This is a genomic window from Anaerohalosphaera lusitana (assembly GCF_002007645.1).
In the GTDB taxonomy this organism is placed as follows: Bacteria; Planctomycetota; Phycisphaerae; order Sedimentisphaerales; family Anaerohalosphaeraceae; genus Anaerohalosphaera; species Anaerohalosphaera lusitana.
Map to the genome: position 1 here is coordinate 3,459,206 of NZ_CP019791.1, position 15,112 is coordinate 3,474,317.

At 51.2% G+C, this 15,112-nt stretch carries 8 protein-coding genes; all 8 read left to right on the forward strand.

Features of this window, described 5'->3' with window-relative positions; genetic code table 11:
- The first annotated feature begins 201 nt into the window (after positions 1-201).
- The 8 genes from STSP2_RS13945 (at position 202) to STSP2_RS13980 (ending at position 15,107) form a co-directional block, all read left to right on the forward strand.
- Positions 202-1,200, forward strand: a complete 999-nt coding sequence (locus tag STSP2_RS13945) for a rhomboid family intramembrane serine protease (protein WP_146663354.1) — start codon at positions 202-204, stop codon at positions 1,198-1,200.
- A gap of 120 nt (positions 1,201-1,320) precedes the next feature.
- Entirely contained in the window at positions 1,321-1,533 is a 213-nt protein-coding gene (locus STSP2_RS13950; RefSeq protein WP_146663355.1) for a hypothetical protein, read from the forward strand.
- A 150-nt stretch (positions 1,534-1,683) separates the two neighbouring features.
- Positions 1,684-3,924, forward strand: coding sequence for a PAS domain S-box protein (locus STSP2_RS13955; protein ID WP_146663356.1), 2,241 nt, complete (start codon positions 1,684-1,686; stop codon positions 3,922-3,924).
- Between the two features lie 270 nt (positions 3,925-4,194).
- Positions 4,195-6,960, forward strand: a complete 2,766-nt coding sequence (locus tag STSP2_RS13960; protein ID WP_169853233.1) for a transporter substrate-binding domain-containing protein — start codon at positions 4,195-4,197, stop codon at positions 6,958-6,960.
- 363 nt (positions 6,961-7,323) lie between these two features.
- Complete coding sequence (gene nifJ, locus STSP2_RS13965) at positions 7,324-10,887, forward strand: pyruvate:ferredoxin (flavodoxin) oxidoreductase (protein ID WP_146663358.1); 3,564 nt, start codon at positions 7,324-7,326, stop codon at positions 10,885-10,887.
- Between the two features lie 380 nt (positions 10,888-11,267).
- Positions 11,268-11,957 (forward strand): hypothetical protein, encoded by a 690-nt coding sequence (locus tag STSP2_RS13970; protein ID WP_146663359.1) that lies wholly within the window; start codon positions 11,268-11,270, stop codon positions 11,955-11,957.
- Between the two features lie 400 nt (positions 11,958-12,357).
- Positions 12,358-13,920 carry a polysaccharide biosynthesis/export family protein gene (locus STSP2_RS13975; RefSeq protein WP_169853234.1) on the forward strand — a complete coding sequence of 521 codons (1,563 nt, stop codon included), beginning with the start codon at positions 12,358-12,360 and terminating at the stop codon, positions 13,918-13,920.
- A gap of 197 nt (positions 13,921-14,117) precedes the next feature.
- Complete coding sequence (locus STSP2_RS13980) at positions 14,118-15,107, forward strand: exosortase/archaeosortase family protein (protein ID WP_205847910.1); 990 nt, start codon at positions 14,118-14,120, stop codon at positions 15,105-15,107.
- The last annotated feature ends 5 nt before the right edge of the window (positions 15,108-15,112 follow it).

Sequence of the window (15,112 nt, forward strand, 5' to 3'; positions counted from 1 at the left end):
TAAAAACAATCCGGAAATCATTTTACATCAGGTTTATTGCGGGTAAACTTGGTTGCTTATAATGCCTGGAAGTCGGCTATTCGGAGTTTTTTAGATTTTTTCAGTTACGCGGGGGGATTTGGGCCGTCCATAGAGGTGAAGGCCGGGGTTCTGGAGTGGGGCCCGGTTATTTTTTGGACGGATATTGAGAGGGCTGAACAGATGCTTATACCGCTAGAGGTTGATGTGCCTGAAGAAAGATGGCCGGTGGTTAACTGGTTCATTATCGGGGCGTGCGTTGTCATATTCGGTTTTGAGATGCTGTGTTTTGCCGCGGATGATTTTTCGCTGTTTGAGCCGTTCGTGCTGGATGGATTCGGGCTGACAGGAATGTTCGGGCACATGTGGCTGCACGGGGGGATCATGCATCTGATCGGAAACATGGTCTTTCTTTGGATATTCGGGAACGCGGTATGCGCGAAGCTGGGGAACATCCGGTTTCTGCTGTTTTATCTGGCTGTTGGGCTCATATCGGGTTCTGCTCATGTGATCTTCGGCGGGGAGAGGGCGATCGGTGCGAGCGGCGCGATAAACGGGGTTGTGGGAATATTTCTGGTGTTTTTCCCTGCGAATGCGATCACGTGCGGTTTTATCTGGTGGCTTATCCCGCCGATCTATACGACTTTCACTCTGAGCAGCTACTGGATGATACTTTTCTGGCTGACGTTCGATATATGGGGAGCGTTTTCTGGGATCGAGTCGGGGACCGCGTATTGGGCGCACGTGGGCGGTTTTGCGGGCGGATTTGGACTGGGCGTTCTGATGCTGAAGATGGGGTGGGTGGAGATGGAGCGGTATGAGGAGTCGCTGCTGAGCATGCTGGGGATGGACCGGAAGATGGTGGCGGTGAAGGCGAAGGATGCTGGGCTGGAGGCGAAAAAGGTTGAGGACAAGAACTCAGCGTATCAGGAGGCGCGGGAGGCCAGACTCAAACGTGAGAGGGAGCGGTGGAAGAGGGAGGCCGCGGAGGCTGCGCGGGCAAAGGCTGAACGAGCGGCAGAGCAGGTGCAGAGAGCCAAGGCGGGAGGAGGCGTGATCAAATTCGCTTGTAAGTGCGGCAGGGTTATACGGGTGAAAGGTGAGCTTGCGGGAAGGAAGGGAAGGTGCCCTGAATGCGGAGGGACGGTGATTGTGCCGGGCGGTCGGCAGGCTGCGAGGTGAGACCAATTTGAAAAGAAGATTAATTTTACCGGCATGGCGTAATTAATTCTTGACCGTGAAATGGCATGGGGTAAAATACCCAGAAGCGATTCATGTTAATCAGGTCCAAGGTGAATGATCATGTTAAAGAATTGTGTTTTGGCGGTGTTGGTGCTTGTTGCGGTTTTTATGTCGGGGTGCTGTCCGATGTGTGTCGAGAGGGAAGACGGAGATGCGGGCAGTTGTGAGATACGCGGCGAAAGCACAAGCGAGAAGCTCGATAACAGTGGGATACAAATAGATATGAGTTTCGAGGGATCCAGATCGGAGCTTTCATACTTCCGGGATAAGTAGAAATAGAGGAACAGTCGCGGGCTGTTCCTTTTTTTTTGTGCCTTGCGGGGGTTATTTTCGGAGGCAGTAAGAAGTTCGTTGCCGGATTTCAATAGGCGAATATAATCAGAGTAAGCGATCGCAGGATTCGGGGCTTTTAATGGAGATGCAATGTCACTGACCTCCTTGCCGGCAATTGTTATGGCGTCTATTTCGTTCACAGTGGGTGTGCTGCACCTGTTGTTTTATTTCCGGCAGAAGACCAGGACGACCGATCTGACATTCGGGATAACGGCGGTACTGGTGGGGGCATATGCGGGGCTTTGCGCAGGGCTTTACAGCAGTGACAGTGTGGCGGAGGGATCGTTGTGGCTGCATTGGCAACTGATAATTCACAATGCCATTTCTTTTTGCTTTTTCTGGTTCGTAGTAGATTATACGAAACTGGCTGGCAAGCGGACGCTTGCGTTTGTCTTTGTAGCTTTTGGTATACTGGCTGTTTTTGGAGCTATTAATCCGGGCGGGATGGTTGTCACGAATGAACCGTTAGTTAAAACGGTTAACCTTTGGGGCGATGCATCAGTCACGTATTACGAAACCGAACTGGGTGCAATTGGGAATCTGCAGGTAATTGCTATGCAGATCAATTACCTGGTTCTTCTCGGTTTGAGTGTGGCGTATTCAAAGAAGGTTGGATTTCGAAAAGGTGGATTTCTGGTTGCGGCAATGGGTCTGTTCCTGCTGTCGACGGCCATAGATGCTGGGGTTGTGATGGGGTTTTATGAATTTGTTTACACCATCGAATACGCCTTTATCGGTGTTGTGATATTCATGGCCTATTCGCTTTCGAGTGAGCTGCGGGAATCGGTCAAAGCCAAGGAACAACTACAGAAGAGTCAGGAGCGGTTCGATCTGGCGGTGCGCGGCAGCTCGGACGGGTTGTGGGACTGGCGGGAGGTTGACAGGGACGAGGTATGGTTTTCGCCGAGGTTTTATGAACTGCTTGGGTATAGGGACAAAGAATTTGCGGGGAGCTTTTCGTGGTTTGAGGAAACGCTTCATCCTGAAGACAGAGACGAAACAATACATGCTCATTTTAAGCATTTGTATGAAAGACTGCCGTATGATCAGGAGTATCGACTGAAGACCAAGAGCGGCGATTATAAATGGTTCAGGGCTCGGGGGCAGGCGGTTTGGAACGACGCAGGAGAGCCGGTGCGGATGGCTGGTTCGATACAGGACATAACTGAACAGAAGACAGCACAGGAGGAACTTGTCAGGAGTGAGAAGACGCTCAAGACGGTGTTGAATTCGGCGCCGGTGGGTATAGGGATGGCAATGAATCGCCGGATGTTCAATGTGAACAAAAAGCTGCTCGAGCTTACAGGGTACAGCAGGGACGATTTGGAAGGCTGCAACAGCAGCAAGATGTACGAAAGCGAAACTGAGTTTTTGAAGGTGGGCAACCAGATATATTCACAGGCTCAGAGCGGCGGAATCGGAGCTGTGGAAAGCAGGTGGAAGAGGAGAGACGGAACGCTTTTCGATGTGCTTCTGATCGTCAGTCCGATAGAGGACAGGGATATTTCAAAGGGTGTTGTGTTCATGGTGATGGACATAAGCGAGCGTAAGGAGGCTGAGCGGGAGCGGGAGCGGCTTGTACAGGCGTTGTCGGACAAGAACGAGCAACTGGAGGGCATTATCCATGTGAGCAGTCATGATCTGCGTTCACCTCTGGTGAACATCCAGGGTTTCAGTGCCGAGCTTCAGAAGAGCTGTGAGGAGCTTGCGAAGCTGCTTGAGGATGAGGAGGTGCCTGAGGGGCTCAGGGAAAAGCTGGTTCCAATTCTGACGACCGAGATACCGATGTCGATGCGGTTTATCAGTTCGAGCGCGGACAAGATGGATTCGCTGATGAAGAGTCTTTTGAAGCTGAGCAGGCTTGGACGGCAGGAACTCAATCCTGTAAAGCTGGATATGAACAAACTTTTGGGGGACATATTAGACGGGATGCGTTACCAGATCCAGGAATGTGAAGCAAAGGTGGAAGTCGCTGATCTGCCGGCTTGTGAGGGGGACAGGACGGCATTGGATCAGGTTTTCAGCAATCTTATCGATAACGCGATTAAGTATCGGGACACGAATAGGCCATTGGAAATACATATAGAGGGCAAGGAAGAAGGCGGTGACTGCATTTACGCGATAAGAGATAACGGTGTGGGGATACCGCAGGAGCACCAAAAGAGAGTGTTCGAGATATTTCACAGACTTCAGCCGGACGGGCATGTGAGCGGTGAGGGTATGGGTCTGACGATCGTGAGGCGCATCATCGAAAGACACAATGGGGATATCTGGGTGGAGTCTACAAGGGGTGAGGGGAGTAGCTTTTTTGTTGAACTGCCGAAAGCGTGATGAGTAATGATGGCTGAACCTGGATTTTCGAGTATAGCCTCATCTGTTTTGCAATTTTATCAAATGCGATGATTGCGAAAACCCTGAACCATGATATGCTGACTAGAAGCTTAACATACGGTAAATGATCAGCATATGGGGGCTTGCATGCAGGGCAGATACTTAAGGGCACCTCTAGCAATTCATTTTGGCGGACAAGCGAATCTTTTTGATTCCGAGCGGCGTCAGACAAAAACCGCTTTAGCTGCAACTAAAGCTGAATTGTCTTCCTTGCCGGAACGCAAAAATCTTCTACTTGCCGCTCAAAAGCAATTATTAGAGCTCCCCTTAAATCTGATCCGCTTCACTCTGGCAGTTCTTATAGCTATCGCTTTTTGCGCGGGCATTGGGGGCTGCAGAGAAGAGCAGGAAGACTTCCTTACCAGTGAGGAGCGGGTGTGGCTGGAGGAGCATAAGAATGAGATACGAGTGACTTATGCGCCTTACTGGGCACCGATGACCTTTACCGATGAGCCAGGAAATGCGAGCGGTTACTGTGCGGATGTGTTTCGGCTGATCGAGAAGAAGCTGGGGGTTCAATTTGAGCGGGTGAGAAGTGAGACTTGGCCGGAGGCTTTGAGGAAGGTTCGTGCGGATGAGGCTGATGTGGTCATGGCCCTTGCAACGAATTGTCCAAGCAGGGACTATCTGCTGTATACAGAAAGTTACATGGATACTCCGGTACACGTCATCATACGCGAAGAGTATGCGAACTTTTTTGACCTGAGTGAGATCAAGGACATTAAGGCGGCGGTGGAGGTGGAAAGTGCCGCAGTGGATCTCATCAAAGCGAAGCATCCGGAGCTTGAATTGGAACGTGTTATAAATACCGTTGAGGGTATGAAAGGCGTTGCTGAGGGCAGATATGATGCGTTGATAACTGATATCGGGGTGGCGACATATTATATAAGCAAGCTGGGACTGGACAATCTGCGTTCCGGAGGTGAGGTTGGATTTTCATACAAAACAGGGATCGGCAGTACGATAAGGCTGCCGATGCTTAACAGCATACTCGAAAAAGGGCTGGACCAAATCAGTCCGCAGGAAATGGATCGATTGCAAAAAAAGTGGCTGGGAGGCGCGAGTGCGGAACGTGAAGGTAGAGCGAGAAGGCGGGGGCTGGTGCTGTCGTCGGTTTTTGTATTTGCGATAATTGTTTTGGGGGCGATCATAATCCTGTTACGGCGTGCCAAAGCCAGAGGACGAAATGGCGCAGAAAAAGCAGGCAGAGTGATTAAAATAATCACCGGGCTCATTATTCTGGTCTTGCTCGCATCAGCGGCCCTTCTGGTCTTTTTTCAAATCAGCGAACAAGATATTTCTCTCACACCGGAGGAGAAGGCGTGGCTGAGGAGGCACGATGGTGAAATAAGGGTTTCGGGGGAACCCTATTGGGCACCAATATCTTTTATCGATGAAGGAGGGCGCATGCGCGGCATTGGCGCGGATGTTTTGCGAAAGATAGAGAAAGAGTTCAACTTTGAGTTTGTTACGGTTGTCTACGACAGTTGGTCGGAAGTCCTTGAATCTGCACGTGAGAAGAAAATTGATGTTGTAAATGCTATCAACAGAACGCAGAAAAGATCGGCTTATTTAAATTTCACCGAATGTTATATACGGGTACCGACCATAATGATCTGCAGGGAAGGTCTGGTTAGACGCCTTAAGCCTGAGGAGCTGGTCAATTACAGAGTCGGAGTCATGAGGGATTCAGCACTTGCAGGCTATTTGGAAACTGAATTTGCTGAGATCGATTTCGTTGCAGTGTCAGACAATGTGACGCTTTTGAGTATGGTATCATTCGGAGAACTGGATGTGGGATTGATAAACTCCGCGGCGGCATCTTATTACATTAATGAAATGGGGTTGAGCAATCTAGATATAGTTGGCAAAACAGGTTTCGAGTACGAGCTGTCGATCGGGTGTCGTGCAGATGAACCGATTCTGGTGTCGATAATGGAAAAGGGTCTGCAAAGCATCAGTGATAAAGAGATGGATGCGTTGCTTGACAAGTGGGTGTATGTGGAACTGAGACCCTGGCACGCGAACAAAGAAATCATTATTGTTGCCAGCATTGCCGCTATCATGATACTTGCGGGGGCGGCGACTGTGCTGTTCTGGAACTATAATTTGCGGAGAGTGGTTGAAAGTAAGACAGCGGAGCTGGAGAAGGAACTGGCTGAGCGTAAAAAGGGAGAGAAGGAACGTGAGGAGCTGATGAGACGGCTGGAGGCGAAGAACGACGAGATGGAGAGCGTTATATATGTAAGCAGTCACGATCTGCGTTCGCCGATGGTGAATATTGACGGGTTCAGTTCGGAGATCGAGCGGTGCTTCGCGGTTATTAAGCAGGTGCTGGAAGACGAGCGGATCCCGGATGATATCAGAGCAAAGATCGACCCGATGCTGGAAGAGGATGTTCCGGTGGCGATAGGTTTTATAAAAAACAGTACGGCGAAGATGGACGGGCTGATGAAGAGTCTTTTGAAACTTTCGCGGCTGGGGCGGGCGGCGATGGAGATAGAGCGGCTGGATATGAATGAACTGATAGAGAACATTTTGAAGGGGATGCACTATCAGATATCGAGCAAAGGCGTGAGTGTCGAGGTGGAAGACCTGCCTTGCTGCTGGGGGGACAGGGCTCAGATCAACCAGGTGTTCACTAATCTGATCGATAATGCGATAAAGTATCTGCCGGATGACCGTGAGGGGATCGTAAAGGTAACCGGCTGGGAAGAAGAGCATCGGGGTATCTATTGCGTGGCTGACAATGGGGTGGGGATATCGGAAAGTCAGCAGCAGAAGGTTTTTGAAATTTTCCACCGCATCGACCCGGATCATCCGGCAAGCGGAGAGGGTATGGGGCTGGCGATAGTGAGGAGGATAGTGGACAAGCACGGTGGGCATATCTGGGTGGAGTCGGAAGAGGGGCAAGGTTCGCAGTTTTATGTTTCGCTTCCTCATGTGCAAGAGCCCGCGGAGGAGGCGGGCGACTAAAAATGGCTGCGCGGTGGTTTTTTTGCGGTGAAAAGCCATTGATTATTCGCCCGATGCGTGGTATAAGGGCAATCCTGCGTATGCGTAAGGCGATGGGCGGGTAAATCTGTCGCTTTTCGTGAACAGGCGGGCGATTTTTAACGAATCCGTAATTGAAAGCTTAGAAACAGCCGTAAAGCTGCATTTTCGTATTTTCGGCCTTGTTGGATCCGGAGATATGGAGCAAAACAGCTTTGTGAGAGGTGTGATCTCTGCGTAAGTCGGCTGAGGCGGCGGTGTATCGCGGGCGTATTGAGGTGATGTCGTTGCCGGGCCATATATATAAGAATATCAGGACATTTTTAAATTAAACTGGAGAAAGTCATGAAACGTAAGATGGTTACAATCGACGGCAATTCGGCTGCGGCGCATGTAGCGCACGCGACGAATGAAGTGGTTGCGATCTATCCGATCACGCCGAGCTCGCCGATGGGCGAGATTTCCGATGCGAAGTCGGCGATGGGCCAGGAGAACATCTGGGGCACGATTCCGAGCGTGACCGAGATGCAGAGCGAAGGCGGAGCGGCCGGCGCCGTTCACGGTTCGCTGGCTTCCGGTGCCCTGACGACGACTTTTACGGCGTCCCAGGGCCTTTTGCTTATGGTGCCGAACATGTACAAGATCGCCGGTGAGCTGACGCCAACGGTATTCCACGTTTCCGCGAGGTCGCTGGCGTGTCAGGCGCTGAGTATTTTCGGCGACCACAGTGACGTGATGGCCTGTCGCCAGACCGGTTTTGCGATGATGTGCTCTTCGAACATCCAGGAAGTAATGGATTTCGCGTTGATCTCACAGCAGGCAACGCTGAAGAGCCGGGTGCCCTTCCTTCACTTCTTTGACGGTTTCAGGACCAGTCACGAGATCCAGAAGGTAGAAGAGCTGACGCAGGACGATATGCGTGCGATCATTGACGATCAGCTCGTAGCGGCGCACAAGGCACGTGCGTTGAGCCCTGATCATCCTGAGATCAGCGGTACCGCTCAGAACCCGGACGTTTACTTCCAGGGCCGTGAGACGGTTAACAAGTTCTATGCAGCGACTCCTGAGATCGTCGAAGAGACGATGAAGAAGTTCGCTGAGGTAGTAGGACGCGAGTACAAGCTGTTTGATTATGTCGGTGCTCCGGATGCCGAGAAGGTTATCGTACTTATGGGCAGCGGTGCTGATACGGCTCACGAAGCAGTTGAGTATATGGCAGGCAAGGGTGAGAAGGTTGGTGTTCTGAAGGTAAGGCTTTACAGGCCGTTCAGCATCAAGCACTTCATCGGTGCCCTTCCGAAGACAGTCAAGAAGATCGCTGTTCTGGACAGGACGAAAGAGCCTGGTTCGATCGGCGAGCCCCTTTATCTGGACGTTCGTACTGCGATCGGTGAAGCGATGGCTGACGGCAGCTTCCAGTTTGACGGTTATCCGCTGATCGTTGGCGGCCGTTACGGTCTTGGCAGCAAGGAATTCACACCTGCTATGGTTAAGGCTGTATTTGATAACCTCGATGCGGCTGAGCCGAAGAACGGCTTTACGGTCGGTATCGAAGACGACGTGACGAACACGAGCCTGACGGTTGATCCGAGCTTCCACACGGATCAGGAAGTCTATACCGCTATGTTCTACGGTCTGGGCAGTGACGGTACGGTCGGTGCGAACAAGAACTCGATCAAGATCATCGGCGAGAAGACTGACAACTACGCACAGGGCTACTTCGTTTATGACAGTAAGAAGGCCGGTGCGAGGACAGTATCTCACCTGCGTTTCGGTAAGGAACTGATCCGCAGCCCGTATCTGATCAGCAAGTCTAATTTTGTTGCATGTCACAATCCGAGCTTCCTCGAAAAGTATGACATGCTGAGCGACCTGAATGAAGGCGGCACATTCCTGCTGACAAGCTCGCACAGCAAGGACGAAGTATGGGATACACTGCCGGCGGAAGTACAGCAGCAGTTGATCGATAAGAAGGCTAAGTTCTATGTGATCGATGCGATCAAAATCGCTGACGAGCTGGGTCTGGGTGCACGCATTAACGTGATCATGCAGACTGCGTTCTTCAAGATCAGTAACGTGATCGACATCAATACTGCAGTTGACGCGATCAAAGAGGCTATCCAGAAGAGTTACGGCAAGAAGGGTGAAAAGGTTGTCAAGATGAACAACGACGCCGTCGATGCCGCTCTGGATAAGATCTTCGAGGTCGAGGTGCCCTCTTCAGTTTCGAGCAAAACTCACATGGCAGAGGTCGTACCTGCTGACGCTCCTGATTTCGTTAAGGAAGTTACGGCGACGATCATGGCTGGTAAAGGCGATGATGTGCCGGTGAGCAAGATGCCTTGTGACGGTAAGTTCCCGACTGCTACGACGCAGTACGAGAAGCGTAATATCGCAGTGAACATCCCTGTATGGGAAGAGGACGTATGTATCCAGTGCGGTCAGTGCTCGTTCATCTGTCCGCATGCTACGATCCGCGGCAAAGTTTACGATGCGAAGTACCTCGAGGACGCACCTGAGACATTCAAGAGTGCGGATGCGAAGGGTAAGGACTTCAAGGGCATGAAGTGGACGATCCAGGTTGCACCGGAAGACTGTACCGGTTGCGGCGCGTGTGTCGTTCAGTGTCCGGCGAAGGAAAAAGACGAGAACAAGCAGCCGACCGGCAGGAAGGCCATCAACATGGCTCCGCAGGAACCGCTGCGTGATAAGGAAGCAGAGAACTTCGACTTCTTCCTGAGCATTCCGGATACCGATCCTAGCACGTTCAAGCTCGGCAGCGTCAAGGGCAGCCAGCTTGTCAAGCCTCTGTTCGAGTACAGCGGTGCATGTGCAGGATGCGGCGAGACAGCGAACATCAAGCTGCTGAGTCAGTTGTTCGGTGATCGTGCGATGATCGCTAACGCGACGGGTTGCTCTTCGATCTACGGCGGTAACCTGCCGACGACGCCTTACGCACAGCGTAAAGACGGGCGTGGTCCGACATGGAGCAACAGCCTGTTCGAGGACAATGCAGAATTCGGTATGGGCATGCGTCTTGCGACGAATAAGTTCAATCAGTTCGCACTCGAGCTGGTCAAGAAGGTTGCAGCCCAGGGTTGTGTCGAGCAGGGTCTGGCAGACGAGATCCTCGGTGCGGATCAGACGACGCAGGCAGGCATTGAAGATCAGCGTGCACGTGTCGAGAAGCTCAAGGAACAGTGCAAGAAGAGCGAGCCGTGCAAGGAATGCGAGCAGCTTATGACTGTCGCTGACTACCTCGTGAAGAAGAGCATCTGGGTTGTCGGTGGTGACGGCTGGGCGTATGACATTGGTTACGGCGGTCTGGATCACGTACTTGCCAGCGGTGAGAACATCAATGTTCTTGTTCTGGATACCGAGGTTTACTCGAATACCGGCGGTCAGATGAGTAAGGCCACTCCGCGTGCGGCAGTTGCCAAGTTCGCTGCGGCTGGTAAGAAGATGGGCAAGAAGGATCTTGGCATGATCAGCATGAGCTACGGCAATATCTATGTTGCCAAGGTCGCGCTGAACGCCAATCCGAACCAGGCAGTCAAGGCGTTTATGGAAGCTGAGAGCTATGACGGTCCTTCTCTGATCATCGCTTACACGCACTGTATCGCTCACGGCTTTGATATGGCTCAGGGCACTACCGAGCAGAAGAAGGCAGTCGACTGCGGTTACTGGCCGTTATACAGGTTCGATCCACGTCTCAAGGCCGAGGACAAGAACCCGCTGCAGCTCGATTCGAAAGAGCCCAAGGGTGACTTCGAAGAGTTTGCGTACGGCGAGAACAGGTATCGCACTCTTACCAAGAGCAAGCCTGATGTAGCGAAAGAGCTGATGGAACTTGCCAAGAAGGACGTTGAGGCGAGCTACAGTACGCTCAAAAAGCTTTCTGAGCTGTAAAACTTAGAAGCTGATAGCTGAATTACAAGGCCGACGCGGTTTTTGCCGTGTCGGTCTTTTTTTGTGCGCCTTTTCGGCTGGGACGACTGCGGAGGCGGGAAAGACTCTCAAAGTACTGTGGATAATTCGGGATATGGTGAGAAAAATGCATGATAATGTCAGTACCCAAACCATGATCATAATCCGGGTGAATTTGGGCTGGGCGTGCACTTTTTGGGCAAGTTATCGGACCATTATTAAACCATAGAGGAAAAGTCTGCATAATCATCAGGTAAATGTCTCTTTTTTCCATAGGTGAATGGGCGGTAATGACTTGCTTTTTAAGGCGAATCCGGTTATTTAAGGTTACCCTGAAACCATTGAATTAGAAGGAAGCGTTTATGAAGCGAAGTATTCTATATGTTTTAGTGATCTTTCTGGTGTTTGCGGCAAGCGGCTGCGGCGAACCTGAACGTGAAGAGAACGTTCTAAAGCCAAGTCTGGCTTGCAGCGGTATGAAGTTGAAAGGCGAGACGGTCGTCCGTTATTTTAATGCTGACGGCAGTGAATATATAACTGAGCAGGACCATGACTTTTGTGTTTCGAATCGAAGCATGCTGGTTACCGCGAGTGAGCCAACAGGCGATTATATATGGAAACTGAAAGGTGGAACGTTCAGGACGCGTCCTGAAGGCGGGCAGAGCGAGGAACTTCTGAGCAGGCTGGAGGCTGAGGCGATCAACATGTCTATGCTGGCCGGGGCGGGTTTTGTCAGCCTCGATGGAGTTCATACGGGTGAACCGGTGCGTTTATCGGGCCGTTGGTACACTCCGATTGAAATTAAGGGGCTTTTCGCGGGTCAGATATCTAAGACAGTTTATGTAAATCGAACGAGCCGAAAGGTCGATATGGTACGCGTTGAGGACCTGAAAAGCGGTGAAGTCGTTAGCACGCTTGTTTTCAACTACGGCTACATAAATAAGCTGGATCAGCCTGTGCCGATGAAGATCGAGGTTTACAGCACCGATGTAGACAGTATTGACCCGAAAAAGGTGATCAGTTTCGAATACAGCAAGCTGGAAGTTTTATAAATGCTACCCCCTGCCGGCGGGAGGCAGGCGGATCGCAGTGGAGCATATTGGAGAAGAATTCAGGAGTCACATTGGCCGTAGTGCAGACTGACAACAGATCGCAAACAAGTCTGCGGGCAGTTTTTGCTGGTTTGGTGGAAATGCGGCGAAGATGTGGATCAGTATTGGTGGATTGTAAGGTCCGGAGAATATGGAGATTGCCTACCTCAGTTCATGTCTTAGTTTTCCCGTATTTTAAGCATTAAAAAAGATTAAGTAGAACGCGTGTTAAGCCGATGCTGTTTGTCAGGTACGCAAAGAAAGCGGTTAATAGCTGTTTTTTACCTGAAAGCAGGCATAAAAAGGCCGATATAGATATCATAAATGACAGTCGGGAATTTTTATTATGCGGAAAACAGTAATGAGACGCCAAGCAACAATTTACGGACTGGTTCTAATTTCTCTAGCGGTTATTTGTACGGGTTGTTCGAGGGATATACTGGACCCGACACAGATAGGTCGTTTCAGGCCTACCCCTGTGACAAACGTGATCCTCGACAGCCTGTGGGTGGGCGATGAGCCCGACCGGACATTTGCGGGTGCCCAGGAGCCCCGGCCGGAGGATCTGATACCTTATGACATCGATTACCGGTTCGGGACGGGCGATATCGTGCGTATCTCTATATATGAGCTGCGGCAGGAAGGGTTGCCCTTCGTGAACGATTACCAGGTGACCGAGACGGGGATGATCTCGATACCGGACGTGGGTCTGGTTCGTGCGCAGGGCCTGACTGAAAAACAGCTCGAAGATGAGATCAAGCAGGCATTGTATCCGGACATTCTGCTGGACCCTTCCGTTACGGTACTTCTGGTCAACTCAGAGAGACTGGTTTATTCAGTTAACGGCCAGGGAGTTGGTCGGCCCGGTCAGTACCAGATCCCGCGAAGTGATTTCAGGCTGTCAAGAGCACTGGCACAGGCAGGGAGTGTGGCACAGTTCAACGTGAGCACCATTTATGTGACCAGGCGTGTCAGCGGTGAAAGAGCCGCTTTCGAGCAGACTATACAGGAACAAGAGAGGGATGATGAGGATATCGAACCCGGTGAGATGGATGTTACTGAGCCGGGAGACGGTCAGGACACAACAGAGGACGAAATCCTGGAAATGATCTCTCCTTCAATGATGTTCAGCGGCAAAACCACTGCTATCAGGGCGGCTGATACGGATGCAGAGGAGTTGGAAGCTCTTGCTGCACCGGAAGGTATGGAAGATAAGCAGCAAAAGGTAGACAGAGCTGATAACGGAAGAATTGAGTGGATTTTCGAAAATGGCCGCTGGGTTCCGAAGCAGGTAGGTGAAGATACCGGGGCCGATCAAGAAATAATCGAACAGGCGGGGCCCGATCAGAGTACATCACAAGAGCAGCCGGAAGGTACTTCTTACAGTTGGGATCAGATCGGGACAGGCGGAACGCAGACCCGCGTTATCGAGATACCGCGTGAGAAGCTGTTCGGCGGGGATCCTAGATATGACATAATTATACGGCCCGGCGATGCGATTACGGTGCCTATCGACCTGGTAGGTGAGTTTTTCGTGACCGGCAACCTGAATTTTGACGGTGCTATTCCGCTTACTGGTCGGCCTATAACGCTGAAGCAGGCGATAGCGTTGGGCGGAGGGCTTGGACCTCTGGCATGGCCGAAAAAGGTAGAAGTTATCAGGAGAATCGGGAAGAACCGTGAACTGATCGTAATGGTGGACCTGGAAAAGATCGCAAAGGGTCTGCAGCCGGACTTCTTTATCAAGGAATATGACCTGATCAACGTTGGGACGCACGGCAGCAGCAGGTATCTTGCGACGCTTCGAAATGCATTCAGGTTTACTTACGGGTTTGGCTTTATCTATGACCGTAATTTCGCGGATCGGGACTTTGGTCAGTTCGACAACTTCGATCCTGGCCGGATATTAGGCGAAACTTTCTAGTAGAACGTTCAGTGAGTATAAACCAGTCTGCTAAAGGCTGATTTACGACAAAAAGTTATTTGGCCGGGGTTTATTAAGGCCTGGTCGAGTTTTGCGGAGCTTATACAGTTAGTTTGTGCTTTTTCGAAGGTCATTGTGGTTTTCGGACCATGAGGCAGTCTGGAGTGCGATTTCGGGGTTGATAAGAGAGCTCTTAATTGTCCTGGAACGATATGACAAACAGCGATGTACCAGTTACAAATACGACGGAAGTTTGCGAAGACAAGCCAAAGGGCTGGGGTTCGCTGGCAACCAGTACATACGTTAAGACGGCGATAATCGCTTTGCTGATCGGGTATCTGTTCCGCAATGAACTCAGATCCATTTTTAATGTATGGCAGAACGATGCGAGCTGGTCGCACGGATTTTTGATACCATTGTTCAGCTTGTGGTTTCTCAATCAGCGCAAGAAGGACATTGCGGAACTGCGGCCCAGACGGAGTTATGTGGGGCTGTTTCTGCTTGTGCTTTGCCTGGTGTTTTATCCGCTGAACCTTGTGCAGTTCAAGATCGGTTATTTTTCGAGGCTTGTGATACTGCCGGTTATAGGTTCGGTGGTTCTATTTCTCGGGGGCTGGCGGCTGGTCAAGTATACATGGCTGCCGATATGCTATTTGATATTTGCTGTTCCGATGCCGGACAGACTTTACAGGGGAGCGACGATACCGCTTCGCAAATTCGCATCTATGATCTCGACGCTGATCATAGACGCCCTGCCGGACGTTAATGCGGTTGCCAGCGGTGTGATAATCAACGTGGTGCACCGGGGGCAGGAGCTGGAGCCCCTGAATGTGGCCGAGGCGTGCAGCGGCATGCGGCTGCTGATCGCTTTTGTGGCGCTTGGCGTTGCGATGGCTTATTTGCACTGGAGGCCGTTGTGGCAGCGAGGTGTGCTGCTGTTGAGTACTGTGCCGATCGCGATCTTGTGTAATGTGATCAGGGTGACGCTGACCGGCATGATCTATATTTACGGCGACCCGAAATATGCCAAGGGCACTTACCATGACATGATGGGAATCGCGATGCTGTTTGCGGCGTTCGCAATGTACGGTGGTATAGCGTGGTTCATGTCGAACCTTTTTGAGGAAGATGACGGATCGGGCGAGCCGAAGGAAGAGGAAGTAATCGTACGCAGGAGCGCAAGTTAGTTTTT

Bases quoted from the DNA above. Each gene is read 5' to 3' on its own strand.
- STSP2_RS13945 (WP_146663354.1), top strand. From the start codon at position 202: ATGCTTATACCGCTAGAGGTTGATGTGCCTGAAGAAAGATGGCCGGTG.
- STSP2_RS13950 (WP_146663355.1), top strand. From the start codon at position 1,321: ATGTTAAAGAATTGTGTTTTGGCGGTGTTGGTGCTTGTTGCGGTTTTT.
- STSP2_RS13955 (WP_146663356.1), top strand. From the start codon at position 1,684: ATGTCACTGACCTCCTTGCCGGCAATTGTTATGGCGTCTATTTCGTTC.
- nifJ (WP_146663358.1), top strand. From the start codon at position 7,324: ATGAAACGTAAGATGGTTACAATCGACGGCAATTCGGCTGCGGCGCAT.
- STSP2_RS13970 (WP_146663359.1), top strand. From the start codon at position 11,268: ATGAAGCGAAGTATTCTATATGTTTTAGTGATCTTTCTGGTGTTTGCG.
- STSP2_RS13975 (WP_169853234.1), top strand. From the start codon at position 12,358: ATGAGACGCCAAGCAACAATTTACGGACTGGTTCTAATTTCTCTAGCG.